Below are 24497 nucleotides of genomic sequence, written 5' to 3'. Positions count from 1 at the left end.
ACGCTGCTCCGGTTCTAGAAACTACCATTTCGGCTCGCCCTGAACTGAATCTCAACGCACCCTGAACTCTGTTTGCGGTGATTGATGTCCTGCGAACAATCTGTGTTGCAGCAGTATTGCGTACCGGGGAAGGCTTGCAAACCGATTTCGTCCATAGTGCGGCGCGGGAGATGCGATTTTCTCCCGCGCCGCAAATAGTTAGCGTTGAACGCTAAGTTTCTGGCCTATCAGCTCTGGATGAGCGGCTTCTCGCTGGAGCCGATGCGGTGTGCATGGTTCTTTTCCCACCACGTCCCGAGCAGCAGGAGAATCGGCGCTGCGATAAAGAGGGATGAACTGGTTGCGATGACCACGCCGAAGAGCATTGGCAGTGCGAAGTTTTCCACCGCCTTGCCTCCCCATATCGCCATGGGAAGCATGGCAAGGAACACCGTGAGCGATGTGTATATACAACGTGCCAGGGTCTGGTTGATAGACAGGTCGATGATCTGGCGCAACGGCATTTTCTTATGAATGCGCAGGTTCTCTCGCATGCGGTCATAGACCACGACCTTGTCGTTGACCGAGTAACCGATGATCGTCAAAAGGGCGGCAATTGCCGTGAGGTTGAAATCAAGCCCCATCAGGGCAAAGAAGCCTACGGTCTTCGTCGTGTCGAGGATCAGGGTCGCGATAGCGCCAAGAGCGAAGTGCCACTCGAACCGCCACCAGATATAGAGCAGCATGGCGATGCTGGCGAGCACGACGGCGAGAATACCGGAGCGCGCAAGCTCACTGCTGACCTTCGGGCCGACCACCTCGGAGCTTTCTATCTTGACGCCAGGATCAAGCTGCTGGATGGACGCCTTGACCTTGGTCACTGCCGCGGTCTGCGCTTCCTCGCCACCTTCCTGCCGCTGGACGCGGATAAGCACCTTGTCGTCGCCGCCTGCTTGCTGAAGTGCAACTTCGCCAAGCCCAAGGCCTTCGAGGGTGGCGCGCATCGTAGCAAGATCCGCAGGCTTGGAGGTTGTTACCTCAACCTGAATACCGCCCTTGAAGTCGATGCCGTAGTTGAGCCCTGGATGTATGAACAGGACAACCGAGGCTATCGACAGGAAGATGGAGACGCCAATGCCGAAAAAACGGGCGTTCATGAAGGAGATATTAGTATTTTCGGGCACGAGTTTGAACAGATGCTCGATACGAATGGTCTTCATCTTACGGCGGCGGACAATTGCCGTCATGATGATGCGAACCACGGTGACGGCGGTGAACATCGAGACGAGCGCGCCGATGATCATCGTGATGGCGAAGCCGCGTACCGGGCCTGTGCCAAACAGGAAGAGCAGGAAGGTCGCGATAAGGTGCGTGGCATTGGCATCGACAATGGTGGAATAGGCCAGTTTGAAGCCCCGGTCGACCGCCGCCATTGCCCCGATGCCTTTGCGGGCTTCTTCACGAATGCGCTCGTTGATGAGGATGTTCGCGTCGACCGCAAAACCGATGCCGAGGATAATAGCGGCAATGCCGGGCAGGGTAAGAGTCGCTCCGATCAGGCTCAAAATCCCGAAAGTCAGGATGACGTTCAGGGCAAGCGCGAAGTTGGCGATAAGACCCCAGCCGCTGTAAAGTACGAAAATGAAGCCGACAACCAGCGCAAATCCGATAAGCCCGGTCAGCAGACCCATTTTGATGACGTCGCCGCCAAGATCAGGACCGACGGTCCGTTCTTCGATGACGGTGAGCGGGGCGGGCAGAGCGCCGGCACGCAGGAGAGCTGCGGTGGTGACTGTGTCCTCGACCGTGAAATTACCTGTAATCTGGCCGGAGCCGCCGGTGATTGGCACCTGGATGACCGGTGCCGTCAGCACTTTCCCGTCGAGCACGATGGCGAAGGGCCGGCCGACATTCTGGCTGGTGATATCGGCAAACTGACGAGCGCCGACATTGTCGAAGCGGAATGAAATGATCGGCTGATTGGTCTGTTGATCGAACGCAGCGCGGGCATCGGTCAAACGTTCACCACTGAGCGCAACGCGGTCTTCGACCGGATAGGTGATCGCCGGATCCTTTGCATCAGGCAATATCGACACGCCGGGAGGAGGCGTATCGCCAGCGTTGCGATCCGCAACCATATGGAATGTCATCTTGGCGGTGCTGCCGAGCAGGGCGCGCAACTGGCTTGGATCCTGCAGACCCGGAAGCTGGACCACGATACGATCGGATCCGACGCGCTGGATGGATGGTTCGGCGACACCGACCTGGTCGACGCGGCGGCGGACAATTTCGAGACTTTGCGTCAGCGCGTTGTCAAGTTTGTCCTTCATGCCGGCTGCTGTCAGCGTCAGGCGAACCTGATTGTCATTCGTGGTGATATCGATATCGCTGACCGGCGCTGCGAACCCGACCTGCGCAACCTGCGTCGTCAGATCGCGCAACGCGGCAACGGCTGCATCGCTCTGGCTTGCATCGGCGAGCGTGACAACGACGCTGTCTCCGGCGACCCGGACAGACTGCGGCTGGATCTTAGCCGTGCGAAGATGACCTCGCGTGTCATCAAGGATTGACCGCATGCGGTCTTTCTTGAGCGCTGCCGCATCAACTTCAAGAACCAGATAGGATCCGCCGCGAAGGTCAAGACCAAGAGCGACCTGTTTCTTGGGGAACCAGCTCGGCAGGGCCTCCAGCTGTGCCTTGGTGAACGCATTGGGAAGGGCGAGGACAATACCCACCAGAATAATAGCAATGTAGGTCCACAGGACCCATCTCGACGTACGCATATCTTATGTTCCGTTATGAAGTGCGGGCGCGCTGCCGAGAACTGATCCAAGAGTTGCCTGGCGGCCGCCGGTGTTTGTTTTCGTCGCTTCCTGTCTGGAAACGGTGATTTCAGGCCACGGCAACGGGTGGAGCGCGGGCGCTGAAAAAAGAGCTATAGCCGAAAGTGAGGCTCGATCCTGTTGCAACGGCTTTGGTGTGCACCCTGGCTAACAGCATCGAGACAGGCTCGGCGGGAGCCAAGGCGTCCAACGGGTTGCCAGCCATGCGGAGGCCGCTCTTGATCTTCAGGTGCAACGCTTCCAGCGAGGTGACCCGCATCGGCCTTTGAACAGGGGCGGATTGATCGCCGGTCTCATGCGCCACGCGCGTTTCGTTGCCCGTGGGCGAGCCGGCATCTTTTGCAGTTATATTGGTCTCGGGGCCAGTCAGGTAGACAGTCCCCAAGGCAGTAATAATAGTCGATACCAGCCAGAAAATAGAGATCAGGAGCGGAGCTGCGCTGCGCTTTCCTGATTTCCTATTATCCCAAGGGCTCATACGAGTATCCAATGTCAATTTTTTTGCGGCACAAAGCACCTGGCAGCGACTCTATTTATGAAGTCTGGGAACGTGAGTCACTCAAAATCGTCGTGCAACGATACCAATGGGCCGGAAATATGTCGTTTTGCAGGAAACGGGTGGAACGAAACTTGAAAGTTGGCACTCTGGTTTGAACTTTAGTTTGAATGGAGAGGTCATCATGGCTGATGCGATCAACAGTGTATCGACCATTCGATGGGATACAATCGAAGCAGAGCTCGACAATTTCGGATGCGCCATGTTGAAAGGCGCGTTGTCACGAACGCAATGCGAAAGCATAGCGGCGGGCTATCCGGACGACAGTCAGTTTCGCAAGCGCATCGTCATGTCACGGCATGGGTTCGGCCGGGGCGAGTACAAATATTTCAGCTATCCGCTGCCTGACGACATCAACGGATTGCGTCAATCGCTCTATCCGCCGTTGGCGACGATTGCCAACCGCTGGAACGAAATGATGGGTATCGATGTCCGCTATCCTGCCCGGCATGAAGCCTTCATCGAACGCTGTCACGCTGCGGGCCAGGACCGGCCGACGCCGCTGCTGCTGGAGTATGGCGAGGGCGACTACAATTGCCTGCACCAGGACATTTACGGCGAGCACGTTTTTCCGCTGCAGGTGGCGTTCCTGTTGTCCAGGCCGCAGGAGGATTTTACCGGGGGTGAATTCGTGCTGACGGAGCAGCGGCCGCGTATGCAATCGCGAGTGGAGATCGTGCCGCTAGGGCAGGGCGACGCGGTGATCTTTCCAGTCAGTCAGCGCCCGGTGAAGGGCACGCGCGGCCATTACCGTGTCAACATGCGCCACGGTGTCAGCCGCCTGCGCAGTGGCAAGCGCCATACACTCGGCATTATCTTCCACGATTCGAAGTAAAGCCGCGGATATGGCCAGGCGATCTATGGAAATGGTTTGTCTCTGCGGGGATGATCGATCGGCTCTACGCTCGATTATACCGCCGGATTCTCCACGCACTCCGGTATAGCTGGTTGCATCGGTTCCTCAACATCAGCATTGTGTGTAAGCTGAATTTCGCATGGGGCACTGATGGATTATCTGATTTTCTGGGAATGGCTAAGCTTTGCCGCGCGCTGGCTGCATGTGATCACGGCAATAGCCTGGATCGGCTCGTCCTTCTATTTCATCGCGCTCGATCTGGGACTGCGCAGACATGCCGCTCTTCCGCTCGGCGTCAATGGCGAGGAGTGGCAGGTTCATGGGGGCGGTTTCTATCACATACAGAAATATATGATCGCGCCGGCCCATATGCCGGAACATCTCATCTGGTTCAAATGGGAGTCCTACTTCACCTGGCTGTCCGGTTTCGCGCTGCTCTGCGTGATTTATTACGGCAGTGCCGATCTGTTCCTGATCGATCGCAACGTGCTCGATATGTCGACGCCCCTGGCCATCGCGATCTCGCTTGCCTCTATTTCGATCGGCTGGCTGATCTACGATCTTCTCTGCAGGTCTCCGCTGGAGTCCAATGATACCCTGCTGATGCTGATTCTCTATGGGGTGATCGTGTTCATGGCGTGGGGTTATACGCATTTGTTCACCGGGCGTGCCGCGCTGTTGCATCTCGGGGCATTTACCGCAACCATCATGACCGGGAATGTGTTCCTACTCATCATCCCCAACCAGAAAAAAGTCGTGGCCGATCTGATCGCAGGTAGAACACCCGATCCGAAACTCGGCAAGCAGGCCAAGCAGCGTTCAACGCACAACAATTATCTGACCCTTCCCGTTATTTTCCTGATGTTGTCCAACCACTATCCGCTTGCTACTTCGACCGAGTTCAACTGGCTCATAGCCGCAATAATATTCATCATCGGAGTGCTTATCCGGCATTATTTCAACTCGAGGCATGCCGGGAGGGGCAACCCGCACTGGACATGGCTCGCCAGTACCATTCTGTTCATCATCATCATCTGGCTTTCGACAGTTCCCAAGGTCCTGACGGGCGAGGAGAAGATTTCCCGCGCAGCCGAACCTTTTCTGACCGCCGAAAATTTCCCGCAGGTTCGCGATACGATACTCGGCCGGTGTTCGATGTGTCACGCCGCGGAGCCAGCCTGGGAAGGTATAGTTCTGCCCCCAAAGGGCGTCCGCCTCGATACGGATGAATTGATCGCGGTGAACGCCAGCCAGATTTACCTTCAGGCAGGGGCCAGTCATGCCATGCCGCCGGGCAACCTGACGCATATTACCGATGATGAACGCGCGCAAATCGTCGCGTGGTATCGCGGCGCGACAGCGGGGAGTGCCATACCATGACGGAGATATTGTTACGTGGCCGAATCCTGACCTTTCGCGACGAGCCGCTGAACGGCGAAGCCAGCGCTGAAACATTCACCTATATCGAGGATGGCGGGCTGCTCATCCGTGACGGCAAGATCGTGGCGATGGATGATTACGCACGATTGCGGGCAGGCGAGGGCGCAAGCGCCGAGGTCACTGATCATCATCCGCATCTGATCATGCCCGGTTTCATCGACTGCCACATCCATTTTCCGCAAATGCAGGTGGTCGGCTCCTATGCCGGTGCCTTGCTGGAATGGCTGGACAGGTACACCTTTGTCGAGGAGCAGAAATTTTCCAATCAAGGTCACCCGGAACGTATCGCTTCGGCATTCTTCGACGAGTTGATAAGGCACGGGACGACGACTGCGTCCGTCTACTGCTCGGTTCACAGACCATCGGTGCACGCGTTCTTTTCAGAGGCGCACCGGCGCAACATGCGCATGGTTGCCGGCAAGGTCATGATGGACCGCAACGCCCCGCCTGGTCTGCTCGATACGCCACAGTCCGGCTATGACGATAGTAAAGCACTGATCGGAGAATGGCACGGCAAGGGGCGCCAGCTCTACGCGATCACGCCGCGCTTCGCGCCGACTTCGACACCGGAACAACTGGAAATGAGCGGCGCACTGGCGCGAGAATTCTCCGACATGCATGTGCAGACGCACCTATGCGAGAACCCTGCCGAAATCGCTTTCGTGGCGGAACTGTTTCCCTGGAGCCGCGATTACACGCAAGTCTACGAACATTATGAACTTCTGGGACCCAAGACGCTGCTGGGCCACTGTATCCATTTGAGCGATGCGGAAGTCGGCACCATCGCCAATAGCGGGTCGATCGCTGTTTTTTGCCCAACTTCCAACCTGTTCATCGGCAGTGGCCTGTTCGATCTCGCACGGCTCCGGGCATCGAATGTTCGCAATGCGATCGCAACGGATATTGGCGGCGGTACCTCATATTCCATGCTGCGAACGCTGGATGAAGGCTACAAAATCCTCAATATCCAGGGGCAGCGCTACCATCCGTTGCGCTCGTTCTACCAGGCGACGCTGGGAAATGCCCGGGCCTTGTCGCTGGAGGGCGTCGTGGGGTCGTTCGCTGCCGGTGCCGAGGCCGATTGCATCGTGCTCGACGCGCGGGCAACGCCTGCGATGCGCATTCGCATGGAAACGGTGGAGACGCTGGTGGAAGAACTCATGCTGATGCAGACCATGGGGGATGATCGGGCGATCGCAGAAGTCTATGTTGCGGGACGCCCTGCGAAAAGCACGCTGGTAAAGTGACTATTCCACGCGGTAGCCGACTTCTTCCGCCGCGTGCCCCAATGTCAGCCAGAAAGAACGGGCGAAGGTGCGAAACACATAAAGATCGAACGTTTCATCGTCGATCCTCTGAATGTTGGTATGAATATCGTGGTGGAGGGTGGCGCGCCCGTAGGCAACAGGAAAGGCGTGCTCGGAGAAGTCGATAGCAAAGAGCTTCGATATTACCCATTCGGAGCGCGGTCCGCCGATACGGATGACTGTGCGACCATGGGTGAGGTCGACCATCGTCCCGAGTTCGGCAGATATGGCGGAGCGCAACCGGGTTTCGAGATCGGGCGTTGCGCTCACCACGAAGTAGCGGCCGGGCGCAAAACCAAAGACGGATTTTTCGCCAGCAACCCGTCCGAGACCTGGCTTGTTTTGCAGCACAAGGCCAGTGGCGCTGCCGATGGCGGTCAGCACGGCAGGTATCGAATCTGCCCACGCTGTAATCTGGATGATCGACAGATTTTTGCGCTCACGTAATGTCACGCCAATACCGGCCGCATGGTTCCCGTGGTCGCCCGCTACGAAAGCCTTACCGAGCGGAGATCGAGGTTCAGCCATGCATCCGGCTCCCTTCTGCATCGAACATATGATGGCTGACGATTTCTACGGCGCAATGTTTGTCGCGGAGCAGGTCAGTCGCGAAGGCGCGATTGCCGATCATCGATGTCCCGTGCTTTACCAGCGCCAGCGCGATATATTTGCCAAGTGCCGGTGAGTAACACGCTGCGGTTACATGACCAAAGCTATCAGCGGGCTCGCGCGGCCGGGGATCCGTCACGATGTGGCTACCGCCGTTGATCGACTGGTTGTCGAGCGAGATCAATCCGACAAGGGACAGGCGGTTCTCATTCTTCAGGCCTTCCCGGTGGACCATTGCCGAGCCGATAAAGGGCTTCTTTTTCGACAGCATCCAATCGAGATGCAGATCGTGAGCCGTGGTTCTGCCGTCAATCTCCGCGCCGGTGACGTGACCCTTTTCGATACGCAGCGTCCCGAGCGCCTCAAGCCCATATGGGAGGATAGCGAATGGCTTGCCGGCAGCCAGCAGCGCCTCCCAGATATGAACGCCGTATCCGGCTCCGCAATAGACCTCGTAGGCAAGCTCGCCGGAAAAGGACAAGCGGCAGATCATCACCGGCACATCCGCGATCTTGCCACGGACGATACCCATGAAAGGAAGAGTATCGTTGTCGACCTTGGTGCCGGTCACGCATCCTTCCAGCACTGCTCGAGCCTTTGGACCAGATACCGCGGAACCTGCCCAGACATCCGTGACCGAGGTCAGATGCACGCGCAACTCCGGCCAGACGCAATCGAGATAATATTCCAGATGCTGCATGACAGGGCCGGCATTGGCGGTGGTCGTCGTCATGAGGAACTGCGTTTCCCCCAGGCGCCACGTTGTGCCATCGTCGAACGCGATACCGTCTTCTCTCAACATGAGACCATATCGGGCCTTGCCTACGGGCAGGGTCGAAAACATGTTGGTGTAAACGCGGTCGAGAAATTCGGCAGCATCGGGGCCCTGTATATCGATCTTGCCAAGCGTCGACACATCCACGATGCCGACACTGTCGCGAACTGCCTTGGCCTCACGCGTATATGCCTGTTCGATCGTTTCGCCGTGGCTGGAATAAATCATCGGGCGATGCCACAGGCCAGCTTCATAGGTTTTCGCGCCGTTGGCCAGATGCCAATCATGCATGGGCGTCAGCCGGTGCGGACGCAGGTCGCCGTGGCGTTCGGCAGCGAGTGCGCCGAGGGATACCGGCGTGAAAGGCGGACGAAACCTTGTGGTACCGGCTTGCGGGATCGATATGCCGCGTACATCCGCCATGATCGCAAGGCCGGGCACATTGGATGTTTTCCCCTGATCGGTTGCCATGCCGAGCGTGGTGTAACGCTTCAGATGCTCGACCGAGTGAAAGCCCTCCCTATAGGCGAGGCGGATGTCGTCAGCTGTGACGTCGTGCTGAAAATCAACGAAAGCCTTCTGGGATTTGATTGCCGGCTCGATTTCAAATACCGGGGCAGGAGATGAATCCAGCATCGGCGCCTCGACCGCCGGAAGCACAAGCCTGCTCTTGGCCGAGCCCTTGGTTGCAGCGTCCGACATCACGCTGATCGTGTCCATGTAGCCTGCGGCCGAACCCGTCATGACCCAATTCTGATTGGGCTCCGGCGGCAGGAATGCCTGGAGATCTTCGTCCCACTCCGGCTTGCCGCCCGCCTGGCTGGCAAGATGGATCGCGGGTGACCAGCCGCCGGAGACGCCAAGCGAATCAGTCCTGATCTCGCGGGGTGCGCCTGAAACCCGGCCGGTCTCCGCGTTGAAATGCTGGACGGTGATGGAACTCAATGTCTTGCCGGCATGGGTGGCTGTAACAGCGTGTCCGAGCAAAAGCTCGGCACCTGCAACGCTTGCGATATCCCTGCACGTGCCGGATATATCGGGGCGAACATCGACAATGGCGACCACATTGACCCCGCCAATGGAGAGAGCTCGCGCGGCGTCATAAGCGCTGTCATTATTGGTGAAGAGGGTGACAGCACTCCCTGTCGCGACACCATATTCGATTGCGTAGCGCCGCATGGCATCGGCGAGCATGACGCCAGGGCGATCATTGCCAGGGAAAACCATGGGGCGCTCGAATGCGCCCGTCGCCAGAATCACCCTGCCGGTTCGAATGACCCAGTGACGCTGGCGTGCGAGGCCCTTTGTCCGGTTCGGCTTGTAATCGGAAACATGTTCGACTGCCGTCAGGACATTGCCGTCATAATATCCCCATACGGACGTACGGGTCAGAAACCGCACATTGGGCAGACTGGCCAGAGCCTCGGCTTTCTCGCGGGCCCACACCGCCGGGTTGCGGCCATCGATCATCTCACCAGAAGCGAGAAGCGAGCCCCCGGCCAGCGGGCGCTCTTCGGCAATGATGACGCGAGCTCCGGTTGCTGCCGCCGCTTCGGCGGCAATCAGGCCGCCGGGGCCGCTACCGACGACAAGGATATCGCAAAACGCGTTCATTCGCTCGTAGCGTTCGGGGTCGGGCGAGGTGCCCGCTTTGCCGAGCCCGGCTGCCCGGCGAATAAATTTTTCGCAGAACATCCAGAAGCGTGTGCCTCGCAGAGGACCGATTGCCGGTCCCATGAAGGTCTTGTAGTAAAATCCCGCCGAGAATAGTGGGCCAGCCAACTGGTTGACCGCCAGGAAGTCGTGTTCGAGCGAAGGAAACCTATTCTGGCTACGGGTCACCAAACCGTCGAAAATTTCAAGTTCCGTCGCCCGGACGTTCGGCTCGCGCACGTCGCCGGATAGAACTGTGACAAGGGCGTTCGGCTCGTCGCTGCCTGCGGCAAAGACACCCCGGGGCCGGTGATATTTGAACGAACGCCCGAAAAGCGTGATGCCATTGGCCAGAAGCGCGGAGGCGAGCGTGTCGCCAGGGTGGCCGCTATAAGCCTTGCCATCGAACAGGAACCTTATCGACCTGGAACGGTCGATGCGTCCGCCCTTTGACAGCCGCGAACTCGTCATGAGCTTTCGCCTGCCACGATACTGCGTGCGAAGGCGACCGATGAAATGGCGTGTGTCGTCATATCCCGTGTGATGACGAGATGCTGACGGCAGCCGCCACCATGCAACCAGAACTCGCGATGGGAACCGCCCGGGTTGGTGCGATCATAGATGTATGAATTCCAGGCATCCTGATCGCTCGACGCGGGATCAGGACGCCTGCGGGTGGCGTCGCCCTGATAAGTGAATTCGATGACATCGCGGGGACCGCAATAAGGGCATCTGATTATCATGGTCTCATTGTCTCGATCGCGAAACCCTGGCCGTATCGGGATGAAAGTGCGTGTTTGCGACCAATCAACAGATAGTGCTGCGACTGGTCAAGGTTGGCGGTGGCATAAACGTCTGATGCGCACATGAAAAAATACTTTATGAGCCTGATTATCTTCTTACTTATAGTAAGCTACTGTCGAATTATTGTCCGAGCCCTGACGATAACGTCAGGCAGTATCGCTCTGCCGACTCGTTTTTGACCTAGCCTGCTAAAGCCGTAGCCGGGTTGCGAGCCCGTCACTCGAGCCGCCGAGGAAAGATCTTCGCGTCCTCGTGTTTGCGTGAACGGAAAATCGGTCGCCGTTCAGTTGCCGTTCAACTTGATGCCGCTATAACTATTCACAGAGAGCCAATAAGGGCTTTTTGTAACAGAGGCGGTGGTGACACCGTGAAGACATGAACAAGTTCGCTTGGGCCGCTCTATTGACCATAATTTCTGCTCAACCGTCATTTGCTGCCAGTGTCAAGAATGATGAATCCAGCGCCCAGACCATTGTAGTTACAGAGGGCTCGAGCAAGACAGAGTTGCAGGTTGGCCCCGGTGAGACTGTCGAATTCTGCAATGGAGGTTGCTTCGTCACATTTCCCAATGGCGATCGCGAAGCCCTGACTGGCGGCGAAACCGTAGAAATCAAGGGTGGCAAGGTTTCAATCAAATAACCTTGATAAACAAACGTAGTTATTAAACCGGCTAGTATCTGTTTGGCCGGTTTTTTAATATTTTGTTCACTGTCGATAATATTTTTCACATTATCGCCATGCGGTAGAGAGCGTGCTTCACGCTTCATTTCTATTTACCCGATATGCCGTCCACTGGTAGACAATATTTCTTGGCCGTTCAGCCGGTATGAGACTTCAGGGATGTGTTGTGGTGGATGCTCGTTCTGACGATAAAGCTGTCGATCTGGTAGTAGATCTCGATGGTACCCTGATAGCTACTGATCTTCTCTGGGAAAGTACGTTCCAGCTGCTCAAGAAGAATCTATTGTACATCTTTCTTCTGCCTGTTTGGGCCTTGAAAGGTAGGGGTTGCCTCAAGCACCAGATATCGCTTCGTGTCGCGGTAGATCCGGCAACACTTCCCTACCGCGCAGAGTTCGTCGCCTATTTGCGGGAAGAGCATGCGAAAGGGCGCCGTTTGGTGCTCGCCACTGGGGCTGCACACAGGTTTGCCCAGAGTATTGCCGACTATCTCGGATTTTTCGACGCGGTCTATGCGACCGACGAGAGCCGTAACCTCACATCCCAGAAGACAAAATTTCTGCTCGAAACCTTCGCGGGCACCAAGTTCGCCTATGCGGGCAACAGCAAGGCAGATGTTCCAGTTTTTGACGCGGCCAGCGAAGTTGTTGTGGTTGCCCCCGACAGGGCGGCGGCAAAGTGGCAGCGCGTCAACTCGGCGCGGTTGTTCGAGGCTCCGAAGACGGACTTGAAGACCTTCGTCAAGATGTTGCGCGTGCATCAGTGGATGAAGAATACGCTGATCTTCGTTCCCGCCATACTCGACCATGATATCATGCGATGGCAAATCGTGATCGAGGCAGTCATCGCCTTCTTTGCTTTTTCGTTCGCGGCTTCGGCGATTTATATCGTCAATGATCTGTTCGACCTGCCGCTGGATCGGCAGCATGCCCGAAAGAGGAACCGCGCCTTTGCCAGCGGCGCATTGCCGATTTCCTTCGGTTTGAAGATGGCTGTTCTCCTGCTGGCACTCGCTGGTCTGCTGGCTGCACAGCTTAATTGGATATTCGGTGCGGTACTCCTTGTGTATCTAATCTCGACGACAGCCTATTCGCTTTCGCTCAAGCGCATGCTGCTCATCGATGTCCTGACGCTGGCAGGTCTTTATACGCTCCGGATTCTCGCCGGCTCGGCGGCCAACGAGATCGAGGGTTCCTTCTGGCTTCTCGCCTTCTCGTCGTTCTTCTTCCTCTCCCTGGCTCTCGTCAAACGGTACGTCGAATTGCAGAACACGGCACTCGTTGAAAAGAATCGCATTGCCGGCAGGGGATACAGGCAGGCGGATCGCGAAGTAGTTGCGCAGTGCGGTGTGTCGTCCGCTTTCGCTGCGGCGCTGGTCCTGGCGCTGTATGTAAACAGCGACGCGGTCGTCAGTCTTTATTCATATCCGTGGATGATCTGGCCCCTGTGCCCGATTGTTCTCTATCTGAATATCCGCATATGGATCCTGGCCCACCGCGGCGAAATGCATGACGATCCCGTCGTGTTCATCATCTCCGATTGGCGCAGCCAGATCGTGATCGCTATTGGCGCGGTATTGCTTCTCTATGGCGGGATGCGTTCATGAGTCCTGGCTATGACAGTTTTGGGCTTGTCGACAGGCGGCAGCGCGCCGCGATATCGCTCGGGGCGGCGCGAGAGATCTTCAAAGACGGGCATCCCAGGCAGGGTGGCTTTCTGCCGTTCGGCAACGGCAAATCCTATGGCGATACCTGTCACAATGACCGCGGCACCCTGGTGGACATGCGAGGGCACGACAAGCTTATCTCGTTCGATCCGCAAACCGGGGTACTCGCCGCGGAGGCCGGGCTTCTGTTGTCAGATCTGATAGCAATCGCCGCACCGCATGGATTTTTTCCCGCGGTCACACCCGGCACGCGTTTCGTCACCCTTGGCGGAGCCATCGCCAATGATGTGCATGGCAAGAATCACCATCGGCGCGGGACGTTTGGCTGCCATGTCGAGCAATTCGACCTGCTGAAATCGGATGGAGAGGTTGTAACCTGTTCTGCATCGATGAATTCGAAGCTGTTTGCTGCGACAGTTGGCGGGCTTGGGCTAACCGGGATCATTCTTTTCGCCCGTATCCGATTGATGAAGGTGAACTCGCTTGACGTGGAAGAGCGCGTTACGCCGTTTTCCGGTCTTGCCGAGTATTTTCAGATGGCGCAACGCGCCGATGAGGACAATGAATACGCTGTCGGCTGGGTCGATCAGCTGAGTTCAGGCAGAAATGCAGGGCGTGGCATTCTGATCACGGGAAATCATGCGGATAACGGCAATTTCACAGCGGCGACGAAGAAATCGCGACTGGGCGTACCATTCGAGCTTCCCGTATCAGCGCTGAACTATCCGAGCCTCAAGCTGTTCAACGCTGCTTACTTTCTTCTGAAGAGCCGTAGACAGGCCCCGCATCTCAGCAGCTACCAAACCTTCTTCTACCCCCTCGATCAGGTGTCGAACTGGAATCGTCTCTATGGAAGGGCGGGCCTATATCAGCATCAGAGCCTTATTCCGGAAGAACTCGCACCAAGTGTGGTGCCGCAGATGCTGCATGCAACGCGTCAGGCGGGGCAGCATTCGTTTCTAACAGTGCTGAAACGCTTCGGCAGCATGGCTTCACCTGGCATCCTGTCTTTTCCGCAGGCAGGCTACACGCTGACGGTGGATTTCCCCAATAGGGGAACTCGTACTCTCGCGCTCCTGGAACGCCTGGACCGGATGACGATCGATGCCGGTGGGCGGGTCAATCCATACAAGGACCAGCGGATGAGCCCTGCAATCTTCAAGTCCGGATTTTCCAGATGGAAAGAGCTGGAGTACGAACGCGACCCGGCATTCAGTTCGAATTTCTGGGCACGAACGGCATTGGCTGGCGAGACTGCCTGATGTGTCGAATTTTAACGATGCGCTTGGGGTCTTCTCAACGCAGCTTTGCTATGCAGTCGATGAAGTGGGGACCGTTCTGACATGACAAAATACATTCCGTTTATCCTGTTCACGGTCATGACCAACGCAGCGGCCCAAGTGATGCTGAAATACGGCATGATAACGCTGGGGCCGATCAGCTTCAGTGCGGATACGATGATCCAGCGGATATTCCAGATCATTTTCAATCCTTGGGTCTTCGCTGGACTGACGATGTTTGTCATATCCATGGCCTCGCACCTCTATGTGCTATCAAAGGTCGATCTATCCTTCGCCTATCCATTCCTCAGCCTCGCCTACGTGGCGGTAGCACTGTTCGCCTGGGCAGTGTTCAAGGAGGAACTCGGAACATTCAAGATCGCGGGCATTGCCTTCATCATGATCGGCACCATTCTGATTGCGCAGAGCGGGCGTCATGAAACACCGGGCGAGCAAACGCCGCCCGCCTCCACAACATCGTCGTGAGTGAGTTGAACAGATGAGACACATTATTTTTGGTGGGGACGGCTTCGTAGGGCGGCACCTTGCGCCGAAGCTGGTTGCGGGCGGTGAGCAAGTCATCGTTGCTGACATCTTGAAGAGCAATTTCGCCCACTACGGCGACGTGGAGTTCGCCAGGTGCGATGTCACCGATCCCAGCTCGGTTGCAGCGGTTGGTGTCAAGGCTGATGACATGGTTTACAACCTGTCAGCCAAGATGCTTTCGCCCTTGCAGATCCGATCCAAGCGCCACGACTTCTTCTTCCCGGTAAATTATTACGGCACCGAGAATATAATCAAGGCGATGGACAAGGCGGGTGCCAGGAAGCTGGTCCACTACACGACCGATATGATCTATGGCCATACCTATGTCTGGCCGCAGACTGAGGACCATCCTGCCGCGCCGCTCGGCGAATATGGAATGTCAAAACTCAAGACCGAGGAACTGGCAGCAGAATGGCGCATGCGCGGAATGAACATTTCGCTGTTTCGGCCGCGCCTGATCATCGGGCCGGGCCGCCTTGGCATTCTTGAAAAGCTGTTCAAGCTGATCGATTACAACCTGCCTGTCCCGATGATCGGGTCCGGAAAGAACCCTTACCAGTTCATTTCCGTCTTCGATTGCGCCGAGGCGGCACGTGCAGCATGGAAGGCTGGCGTCCCGAATGAGGCATATAATCTTGGCTCCCTCAATCCGCCCCCAGTCCGCAAGCTGCTCGGTGACCTCGTGAAATTCGCAGGGTCGAAATCGTTCCTGCTGCCCACGCCGGCCTGGGCGGTAAAAAGGACATTGGATTTCTTCGATTGGATGAACCGACCGATCATGGATCCGGAGCAATATCTGATTGCGGATGAAATGTGCGTACTCGATGTGTCCAAAGCCGAGCGCCAGTTGGGCTGGGTGCCGCAGTATCGCGACGAGGATATGTTGATTGCGGCATATAAGGAATATCGCAACATCAAGGACGGCCAGGCCGTAGAGCAACCATCGTCGATAGCGGCGGAATAACGGGGAATGGCGATGAACAAGATTGCTACGGCATCACTCCAGAGAACGGCGCAGGGACTTACTGGCAAGCCGAATTTGCTTACGGTCGAAGATGCGAAGTCAATGACACTGCCGCGCATGACCGAGCTTTTCACCAAACACCTCAATCCCGGTCAGCTGCATTTCATGAAACTGCTGGGATTCCACAAGGTGAAAATCGAGCGTGCTGAAGGAATGCACTATTATGATCAGAACGGACGGCCCATTCTCGACTTCTTCGGCGGCTTCGGTTCACTGGCTTTTGGTCACAACCATCCACGGATCGTCGAGGCGCGTAAAAAGTTCCAAGACGAGGGGCGCCAAGAGATAGCTATCGCTTTCATGTCCCAATACGCGACTGCTCTAGCCCACAATCTCGCCGCCTGCTCACCCGGCGATCTCGACATGGTCTTTCTCGGCTCCTCCGGCTCCGAGGCGATGGAGGCGGCAATCAAGGTCGCCGAACGGGCTGCTGGCCCCAAGAAGCCGAAGATCGCTTACGCCGAAAATTCCTTTCACGGCAAGACCAAGGGCGTGCTGTCGATCACTGACGGGCAACTCTACCGTGGCGAGTTCAAACTCGTCGACAATACTGTTCGCGTTCCTTTTGGCGATATCGACGCCGTTGAGAGCGCCTTCCGGTCCGATCCTGAAATCGGCGTCATCGTCTTGGAGACCATTCAGGGTGGTGGTGGCATCATCCAGGCGCCGAGCGAATATTGGCAAAGGCTTAGAGTGCTATGCGACCAATACGGGGTGCTCTGGGTGGCCGATGAGGTGCAGTGTGGCTTCGGGCGCTCGGGGAAATTCTATGCCTTCGAACATGCGGGCGTCATACCAGATGTGACGGCCCTGGCAAAATCGCTTGGAGGCGGCAAGGCGGCCGTGGGGGCGATGATCGCGCGTCGCGAGGTTTACATGAAGGCTTACGGCACGCCCAAGACGGCGATGATCCATGCCATGGCCACATTCGGCGGGATCGGGGAGGCATGCGTCACCTCCATCGAAGCGATCAACATTCTTTATGACGAGCATTTGATCGACAATGCTGCCGCGACGGGCGAATATTTGTTGCAAAAGCTCGATGAACTGAAAGTCAAATATCCGACGATGATCAAGGATGTGCGCGGGAAGGGCCTTATGATCGGCCTTGAATTCCACGATTTTTCCAAGACGGTGCCAATGGTGTTGCGCCCGGTTCTCGCAGTTCTCGATGACAAGCTGAAGGGATCACTCCCGGGCTTTATCGGCAGTCACCTTTTGCGCGATCATGGAGTGCTGGTTGCATTTACGGAGTATAATCGAAACGTCATCCGACTGGAGCCGCCGCTGATTTGCGGGCGGGAACATGTAGACGAATTCATCAAGGCGCTCGATGAAGTGCTGTCGCGGGGTATCGTTCGGATCGTCAAGGATTTCGTCAAAGCGCAGGTCAAGTGAAAACGGGTGCCGGTCTCTGGGCCGGCTTCACAAGTTCAGAACTTCGCTGAAAGCTTCACGTCCGAACGGAGGAGGAGATCCCAGCAGTCATTGAGCTTTACGACGATCCGGTCTTCCAGGGCTTTCCGATAGATATGTTGCAGTGCGATACGCGCACTTGTGATGGGGCAGGATGGGCGCAATATTCCATCTGTCTGCCGTATCGAGGTTGCTTCCGCTGCCGTCAGTTCATCGACCGTGCGGAATGGATCGGCGCCGATTTGCACATTCCGGGTTGCGTCGCGGTCAAGTATCCACGGAAACGGATTGACGAAGTCTAGTGTCATCAGACTGTTCAGATGTACACCATTCTTGCTCTCGAACTCCTTAAGCGCTTTGACCATGCGATCTGCGGAGACGATCCAGTACATCTGGTAGTCGAGTTCGGAAAAAAGCTGCCAGCTGGGCAGCTGGTCCGCCTCGGCCAGTTGGCGATAGGTGACAGCGTTCGAGGAATAGTGGGATTCGAGGAGGCTGGCTCGTTTCATGATATCCCGGCGGGCGGAGACGAGTCCCATGGTTTTCACGTCGGTGACTGGCGCCGCCTCGTAGGTCGGTGCCACAGCCACAAAACGCAGGCTTCCGTGGACTATTTTCGTGATAGTCGGAATGGCAGTAAACGCGACGAGACAATAGACAATCAGCCTGTGCCGCCCGTCCAGCGCCGGGGTCTTGCGCAACATTGCCAGGAGTACCGGCCATAGAAAGATGAACTCCTGACTTCCGGTATTTTGAGTTTCAAGAAATATGCCGGCCGCCAAAGTGACGCCAATCCACAACCAATCCCGGTCCAGAAGTCCTCCGGTAGTTTTGCCTGTCGAGCTCTGGCGCCGGGAACGCAAATGCTCCGCCAGGTCTGCCCGGTCGATCCAGAACAGGAACAGGATCAAAGCTGCCGCGGCAAGGATCACGTCAAGCTTAATTGAGAAAACAGTCAGGAAGCGTGGAAGAAGCAGACTCTCGTTCAGCCGGACCAATGAAGCGATGCTTTCGAGATAGGCCGAAACCATTCCACGGTTTAGTTCGAGCAACACCAGTGCCGCGGCAAATATGAACAGGGCCAGGAACGCTTGCCGCCACATGAACCGGCCGGCGAATATCGCAAACAGCCCGATCATCCCGCCCGCGACGAATCCGGTGATTTTCGTGAAGAAGAGCGCGAGCATCGACAGGGCTGCGACAACGGCAAGCTTGCGACCGGCTGGCAAGAAAACGAGTGCGGTAACCAGGACGTAGAGCAGCAGCGACGTGTGCCTGTTATAAATTCCGAATCCGTCAACCCCCGGGAAGGAGTTGAAACTTTGCGTATTGGTGGGGCATAGAACAAAAATGAGGAAAGGAATGAGCACGGCAAATGCGGTCCTCCGGCTTTCCTTGTCGATTTGAGCGATCGTGACGGCGATCAAGGGCGCTGCAGATATCAGCACGGACCATTGCGCAATCAACGTGGGTTGCGCGGCGGGAAACAGTGTCTGCAGCCAATAGAACTGGTAGTATTCAAGCGCGCCGACGGGCGCGAGAAAATCCGCTGCAGGCACCTGGCCCAATTTGATGCGCTGGGCCGCGTCGAGATAGATATAGGTGTCCCAGTACATTGGCCCGATGGGAATGACCAAGGGCAGGGACAGAAGGACTGCCAGGCCCAACAGAAAGAGCGCGAGAACCAACAAGGGTGTGGAAATTCGTGTCGACGTTCTGGTGGAGGGGCTGGACATATCCGGCATAAGGCTTCGATCTAAGGTTTCGCGGCGCGTGCACGCTATCCTTAGAGGTTTAATTCTCCACATTGTGTTAAACCGGCGCGGAAATACGCCAAGTTCTACCATAAAATACGGCCTTCCGGATGCGCGTCGCGGCGTGTTTTCGCCATGTCGCAAACAGGCCTTAGCGATGGACATACGAAACGCCATAGTGCAAAAAATTGTCGGAAGCCTTTCCGGCCGTCGATCGATACCAAAGGACAGAATCAAATGAAGACTGAGGCGCGTGTTGTTGTCATCGGCGGTGGTGTGGTGGGTGTTTCAACTCTCTACCATTTGGCCAAGAAGGGCTGGAGTGATGTCGTCCTGATCGAGCGCAAGGAACTGACGTCCGGTTCCACCTGGCATGCCGCAGGGCTTCTGCCATTGTTCAACATGAGCTATTCCGTTGGCCAGATTCACAAATATTCGGTCAAGTTCTATCAGGAACTGCAAGAAGAAACCGGCATGAATGTCGGCTTCACCAATTGCAGCAATATTCGTCTCGCCCGGACGCAGGACCGCTGGGACGAGTATATGTATTATGCTGGCGTAGCCGAGACGATCGGAGTTCCGGTCAAATTGCTGACGCCCGAGCAGGTCAAGGAGATCTGGCCGCTTGCCGAGATGGACGGTATCATCGGCGCGATTCAGCATCCAGACGATGGCTATATCCAGCCTGCCGACCTGACGCAGGCGCTTGCCAAAGGTGCGCGCGATCGCGGAGCAACAATCTACCGCTACACGACTGTGCTCGGCATCGAACAATTGCCGACCGGTCAATGGCTCGTGAAGACGGACAAGGGTGATATCACCGCGGACCATGTGGTTTCCGCAACGGGCAACTTCGCCCGCAAGACGGGCAGGATGGTCGGGCTCGATGTGCCGGTTATCCCCGTCGAACATCAGTATATCGTCACCGAGCCGCATCCTGCGATTGTTGAACGCAAGGCGAAGGGCTTGCCGGAAATGGGTGTCCTGCGCGAAAGCGACAGTTCCTGGTATATGCGTGAGGAGAACGGCGGCCTGTTGCTCGGACCCTATGAGCGGGGCGCTCCCGTCTGCTATGTCGACGGCCCCTCGGACGGGAGTGAATATGAGCTCTTCCAGGAAGATCTCGACCGGCTGGAGCCTTATATCGAAACGGCCATTGCCCGTGTTCCGGCGTTTGGCGAAGTAGGCATCAAGAAAGTCTACAATGGTGCGATTGCCTATACGCCCGATGGTTCCCCAATTATCGGACCGGCTCCACGGCTGAAGAACTTCTGGTTGAATGAAGGGCATTCCTTTGGTGTTACCGCTGCCGGCGGTGCCGGTTGGCAGCTGGCCGAATGGATCGTCGAGGGTGAGCCGTCCATCGACATGATGGGTGTGGACCCGCGGCGCTTCGGTCCCTACGCGACCGAGGGTTACCTCAAGGAGAAGAACGAGGAAGCTTATGCCGAGGTATTCTCGGTTCATTACCCGGATGAGGAACGCGGTGCCGCCAGACCATTGAAGCGATCGCCTTCCTATGATCGCCAGAAGGCGCTTGGCGCGGTGTTCGGCACTGTTTATGGCTGGGAGCGTGCCAACTGGTTTGCTCCTCAAGGCTACGGGCTTGATGTTGCCAAGCTTGAGAAGCCCGATGTTCTGATGAACCACAACCATCCAAGGCCGGATGCGGACGGCAGGGTCAAGGAACTCTGGTCGTTCCGGCGCTCCAACTATTTCGAGCACGTCGGTCACGAGATCAAGAATGTGACGAACAATGTCGGGCTTCTGGACATGTCGGCTTTCGCCAAGATGGAGGTTTCCGGACCGGGCGCCCGGGCGTGGCTCGATTCCATACTGGCCAATCGAATCCCGAAGAAGCAAGGCCGCATCGCGCTGTGCCACCTCCTGACACCGTTGGGCGGCGTCCGTTCGGAATTCACGGTCTATGAGTGGTCGCCAGGCAAGTTCTACCTGGTTTCGGCGGGTGCTTACGAAAATCACGACCATGATTATTTGCACAAGCTGCTGCCCGACGACGGTTCGGTTGTGTTGCGTCCAATTACGCAGATGTACGGCGTTCTCGTTCTGGCGGGACCCAAGAGCCGCCAGGTTCTGGCAAAGCTCACCCGTGCGGATCTGTCGAACGAAGCATTTCCGTGGCTGTCAGGCAAGGAAATCAGTGTGGGCACGGCCACGGCTCACGCACTGCGCGTCAATTTCGTCGGCGAGCTTGGCTGGGAACTGCACCATCCTATCGAACAACAAAATACCATCTATGATCTGTTGCTTGAGGCCGGCGCGGAATTCGGTATCAAGCCATTCGGTATTCGCGCCATGACAGCCATGGCGGTGGAGAAATCGTACCGCCTGATTCCGCGGGAGCTGTCGATTGAATACAACGCCTTTGAGAGCGGGCTCGACCGCTTCGTTCATCCCAACAAGGGCGAGTTCATCGGCCGCAATGCGGTTGTCAAGGCGCGCGAAGACGGCCTCAAGTGGAACTTTGTCACGCTCGAAGTACACGTTCCCGGCGTTTCCGATGTAGATGCGCGGGGCAGCGAGCCGATCTACGCCAAGGGCGAACTTATCGGCCGTGCCACCCATGGCGGTTACGGGTGGCGTCTTGGCAAAAGCATTGCGCTCGCCATGGTGAAACCTGAATATTCTGCCCTTGGTACGCAGCTCGAGATAAAGATCCTCGGCAAAACCCACAAGGCAACCGTCATTCCAGAATCTCCATTCGATGCCGAGAATGAACGCCTGAAAGCGTAACCCATCCGTGTCTAAATCGAGAAATGGCGCCAAGAGGCGCCATTTCCCGTTCGCAGCTTTGTTCAACACAGTGTGATCGGCCTGGAAGTTGCTTTGCGTTCGGGCGATTTGAGTTACACTCGATTCATGTCATCGCGCATGAAGGCTCTTTGTAGTTTTCTGTCACTGGCGGCTCTGTTGGCCAGTTTTTCCACGCGCGCACAATCAGCCGATATCGATGTCGACGTGGAGTTGGTTCTGGCAGTCGATGCATCGAGGTCCATGGAAACCTTCGAACAGAAGATCCAGCGCGACGGCTATGTTGCCGCATTCCGCCGCAAGGAAGTCATAGATGCGATCCGCGACGGGATACACGGCCGCGTGGCGATCACCTATGTCGAATGGGCCGGGTCCAACGTGCAGCGGATCATAGTGCCCTGGACATTGGTGGACGGCGCGGATTCCGCCGAAAAGTTGGCTGCTGCTCTCGATCAGCCGATCCCCTCGACGCAGAGCCGGACATCTATTTCAGGCGCCATCGATTTCGGCAGCACGCTCTTTGACGACAATGGCTTCAAGGCCTTGAGAAAGGTCATCGACGTTTCAGGCGACGGCGCGAACAACAATGGCAGGCCAGTGGCTGACGCACGCGACCAGGCAGTTGCCAAGGGCATAACGATCAACGGATTGCCGTTGATGACACGCGGAGACTTCTACTCCGACTGGGCCGTGAAGGACCTCGATTTATACTACAGCAATTGCGTTATCGGCGGACCGGGGGCGTTCATGATACCGGTCAATTCCTGGGATCAGTTTCCCGAGGCTGTGCGCCGCAAACTGGTTCTGGAACTGGCTGGCGTCACCCCTCTGATGCAGAGGGCAGAATGGAAGCCAGGGCACGCGTGGCCGCTGGTGCTCGTGCAGGACAAACCGCAGATAGATTGTCTCTCCGGTGAGCGGATTTGGCAGAGGCGGATGCAGGATTGGGAATCCCGTTAATTCTACCGTATTTGCTTGTAACTAGTGTCTTATTTCGCTCCAGTGAGCGTCCCACCATTCACATCCACATAGGATCTGGAGCGGCCTCAGGCCGCCATCAACTGCTTGCGGTCGGCGCGTTCCTGCTGGGGCGAGCGGCCGTAAAGCTCGCGGTAGCACTTGGAAAAATGCGATGCCGACACAAATCCGCACGCTACCGCCACTTCCACGATCGGCATGGACGACTGGATCAACAGGTGGCGGGCCCGATCAAGGCGGATTTCCAGGTAGTAACGGGCAGGGGAACGGCCCATTTCCTGCCGGAATAGCCGCTCTATTTGCCGCCGGGACAGGCCCACATGGTCTGCAATCTCGATTAACGACAACGGTTCCGAGAGCCGGGCTTCCATCAATTCGATGATGGTCAGTACTTTGGAGTTTTGGACGCCCAGACGTGCACGTAACGGCAGTCGCTGACGGTCATGAGGACTGCGCACACGGTCGGTCAATGCCTGTTCGCAGACCCGGTTGACAATATTGTCGCCAAAATCATCGCCGATAAGCTTCAGCATCATGTCCAGCGCTGCGGTTCCGCCGGCACAGGTATAGATATTGCCATCGACCTCGAACAGGTCGGCATATACATCGGCTTTTGGAAATGCCTCGGCAAATCCGGGCAGGTTCTCCCAATGGATGGCGCAGCGCTTGCCCGAAAGCAGCCCGGCAGCCGCCAGGATATGTGCGCCGGTGCACAGTCCTCCCACGGCAACGCCCCGATTGAATTCTTCGCGAAGCCAGGCGAATACCGATTTGTTCTGGAACTTCTCCACATGAACACCAGCACAAACGAAAACCATCGAGGGCCGTTCTTCGCCTGTCAGATACCGGCGTTCGTCTTCAAGAGAGGAATTGGCCGCGCATTCAACGCCGTTGGAGGCAGTAACGGGCTTTGCGTCTACGGATGCCAGCCGCCAACGATAGGCTTCGTACCCGAGCATGCGATTGGCGATCCGCAGCGGCTCGATGGCTGTCGCAAACGCGATCATCGAAAAATTCGGCACGAGGAAAAAAACGAAAGAGCGCTTATTGAGACCAATGTGATCCATGGTGATTCCAGGTTCCCGTATCTGGCTTTAAGGCCATGTCGCAACTGAAGTAACAACTTCAACTTACGGGCGTGGTCTCTAGAGCTTTTTTGCAGATAGAACCATAGAATTATTCTAAATGGAAGAGAGAAACGTGTGTCGCAAACGCGCAGGTATGACATAAAAATAAAAGGGAGCAGATGGAGATTATCTGCTCCCTGGCTTGGAGTGCTTCATGATCTATGACCGCGCTTTGCCGAGCTCATCGCGTTCACCGACCTGGCGCTCGTAGAGGTCCGGCCAACCAATGTCGCAACGCATATGGTCCGGCAACCCATCCAAGGCCGTTTCCGTAGCACGCAGGCGACGTTGCCTGATGAAAATCTCGCGCGCAGTCTCAACACGTTGAGCCAGATGCGTGGCGAAATCCGAGATTGACGTTACGAATCGTTCGGCAAGACTGCTCGAGCTTCTTTGATAGAATTCGTCACAGGTGCTCATTTTCCTTCTCC

The 24497-nt window shown here is 56.6% G+C and carries 19 protein-coding genes; 11 read left to right on the top strand and 8 right to left on the bottom strand.

Translation table 11 applies throughout. The annotated features are described in order from the left end of the window. Window positions 1–227: 227 nt before the first annotated feature. On the bottom strand, window positions 228–2762 hold the full coding sequence (gene secD / locus CU100_RS18450) for a protein translocase subunit SecD (RefSeq protein ID WP_106718086.1): 2535 nt from the start codon (window positions 2760–2762) through the stop codon (window positions 228–230). Between the two features lie 109 nt (window positions 2763–2871). Continuing rightward, the gene (locus CU100_RS18445; protein ID WP_106718085.1) at window positions 2872–3300 is read right to left on the bottom strand and encodes a hypothetical protein; all 429 of its coding nucleotides are present in this window, start codon (window positions 3298–3300) and stop codon (window positions 2872–2874) included. Window positions 3301–3502: 202 nt separating this feature from the next. Here CU100_RS18445 and CU100_RS18440 point away from each other — a divergent pair, with 202 nt between their 5' ends. The 3 genes from CU100_RS18440 (at window position 3503) to guaD (ending at window position 6921) form a co-directional block, all read left to right on the top strand. After that, window positions 3503–4213 (top strand): 2OG-Fe(II) oxygenase, encoded by a 711-nt coding sequence (locus tag CU100_RS18440; RefSeq protein WP_106718626.1) that lies wholly within the window; start codon window positions 3503–3505, stop codon window positions 4211–4213. Between the two features lie 168 nt (window positions 4214–4381). Further along, on the top strand, window positions 4382–5614 hold the full coding sequence (locus tag CU100_RS18435; RefSeq protein ID WP_106718084.1) for a urate hydroxylase PuuD: 1233 nt from the start codon (window positions 4382–4384) through the stop codon (window positions 5612–5614). Beyond that, window positions 5611–6921, top strand: coding sequence for a guanine deaminase (guaD, locus tag CU100_RS18430; RefSeq protein WP_106718083.1), 1311 nt, complete (start codon window positions 5611–5613; stop codon window positions 6919–6921). Before CU100_RS18435 ends, guaD begins: the two co-directional genes overlap by 4 nt. Here the strand turns inward: guaD and CU100_RS18425 are convergent, their stop codons facing one another. Genes CU100_RS18425 through CU100_RS18415 form a run of 3 tightly spaced genes read right to left on the bottom strand, consistent with a single transcriptional unit; the run spans window position 6922 to window position 10761 of the window. Continuing rightward, window positions 6922–7509: a sarcosine oxidase subunit gamma gene (locus CU100_RS18425; protein WP_106718082.1), complete on the bottom strand. Its 588-nt coding sequence runs from the start codon at window positions 7507–7509 to the stop codon at window positions 6922–6924. Continuing rightward, window positions 7502–10489, bottom strand: a complete 2988-nt coding sequence (locus CU100_RS18420; protein WP_106718081.1) for a sarcosine oxidase subunit alpha family protein — start codon at window positions 10487–10489, stop codon at window positions 7502–7504. The genes CU100_RS18425 and CU100_RS18420 overlap by 8 nt, the downstream gene beginning before the upstream one ends. Further along, window positions 10486–10761, bottom strand: a complete 276-nt coding sequence (locus CU100_RS18415) for a sarcosine oxidase subunit delta (protein WP_106718080.1) — start codon at window positions 10759–10761, stop codon at window positions 10486–10488. Before CU100_RS18415 ends, CU100_RS18420 begins: the two co-directional genes overlap by 4 nt. Window positions 10762–11197: 436 nt before the next feature. On the opposite strand from CU100_RS18415, the gene CU100_RS18410 reads away from it, so the two are divergent. The 6 genes from CU100_RS18410 (at window position 11198) to CU100_RS18385 (ending at window position 17417) form a co-directional block, all read left to right on the top strand. Further along, window positions 11198–11461 carry a hypothetical protein gene (locus CU100_RS18410; RefSeq protein WP_106718079.1) on the top strand — a complete coding sequence of 88 codons (264 nt, stop codon included), beginning with the start codon at window positions 11198–11200 and terminating at the stop codon, window positions 11459–11461. Between the two features lie 211 nt (window positions 11462–11672). Next, entirely contained in the window at window positions 11673–13109 is a 1437-nt protein-coding gene (locus CU100_RS18405) for a UbiA family prenyltransferase (RefSeq protein ID WP_407070352.1), read from the top strand. Next, window positions 13106–14431, top strand: a complete 1326-nt coding sequence (locus tag CU100_RS18400) for an FAD-binding oxidoreductase (protein ID WP_106718077.1) — start codon at window positions 13106–13108, stop codon at window positions 14429–14431. Before CU100_RS18405 ends, CU100_RS18400 begins: the two co-directional genes overlap by 4 nt. Before the next feature lie 81 nt (window positions 14432–14512). Continuing rightward, entirely contained in the window at window positions 14513–14935 is a 423-nt protein-coding gene (locus CU100_RS18395) for an EamA family transporter (protein ID WP_106718076.1), read from the top strand. Between the two features lie 13 nt (window positions 14936–14948). After that, on the top strand, window positions 14949–15959 hold the full coding sequence (locus CU100_RS18390) for an NAD-dependent epimerase/dehydratase family protein (protein WP_106718075.1): 1011 nt from the start codon (window positions 14949–14951) through the stop codon (window positions 15957–15959). 12 nt (window positions 15960–15971) lie between these two features. Further along, window positions 15972–17417 carry an aspartate aminotransferase family protein gene (locus CU100_RS18385; protein WP_106718625.1) on the top strand — a complete coding sequence of 482 codons (1446 nt, stop codon included), beginning with the start codon at window positions 15972–15974 and terminating at the stop codon, window positions 17415–17417. Window positions 17418–17452: 35 nt separating this feature from the next. Here CU100_RS18385 and CU100_RS18380 read toward each other — a convergent pair whose 3' ends face one another. Beyond that, window positions 17453–19180 carry a hypothetical protein gene (locus CU100_RS18380; RefSeq protein ID WP_245419126.1) on the bottom strand — a complete coding sequence of 576 codons (1728 nt, stop codon included), beginning with the start codon at window positions 19178–19180 and terminating at the stop codon, window positions 17453–17455. 246 nt (window positions 19181–19426) lie between these two features. On the opposite strand from CU100_RS18380, the gene CU100_RS18375 reads away from it, so the two are divergent. Further along, window positions 19427–21943, top strand: coding sequence for a GcvT family protein (locus CU100_RS18375; RefSeq protein WP_106718074.1), 2517 nt, complete (start codon window positions 19427–19429; stop codon window positions 21941–21943). 177 nt (window positions 21944–22120) lie between these two features. Further along, window positions 22121–22921 carry a DUF1194 domain-containing protein gene (locus CU100_RS18370; protein ID WP_342588317.1) on the top strand — a complete coding sequence of 267 codons (801 nt, stop codon included), beginning with the start codon at window positions 22121–22123 and terminating at the stop codon, window positions 22919–22921. An 86-nt stretch (window positions 22922–23007) separates the two neighbouring features. Here CU100_RS18370 and CU100_RS18365 read toward each other — a convergent pair whose 3' ends face one another. Together CU100_RS18365 and CU100_RS18360 are read right to left on the bottom strand one after the other, a co-directional pair. Then, window positions 23008–24006, bottom strand: coding sequence for a GlxA family transcriptional regulator (locus CU100_RS18365; protein WP_106718073.1), 999 nt, complete (start codon window positions 24004–24006; stop codon window positions 23008–23010). Window positions 24007–24225: 219 nt separating this feature from the next. Further along, a complete protein-coding gene (locus CU100_RS18360) occupies window positions 24226–24486 on the bottom strand; it encodes a hypothetical protein (protein ID WP_106718072.1) in 261 nt (86 codons plus the stop codon). Window positions 24487–24497: the final 11 nt, after the last annotated feature.

The sequence above is a fragment of the Phyllobacterium endophyticum genome, assembly GCF_003010935.1.
In the GTDB taxonomy this organism is placed as follows: Bacteria; Pseudomonadota; Alphaproteobacteria; order Rhizobiales; family Rhizobiaceae; genus Phyllobacterium; species Phyllobacterium endophyticum.
The sequence above is the reverse complement of the archived record's forward strand: the minus strand, read 5'-3'. Positions and strand labels throughout refer to the sequence as shown.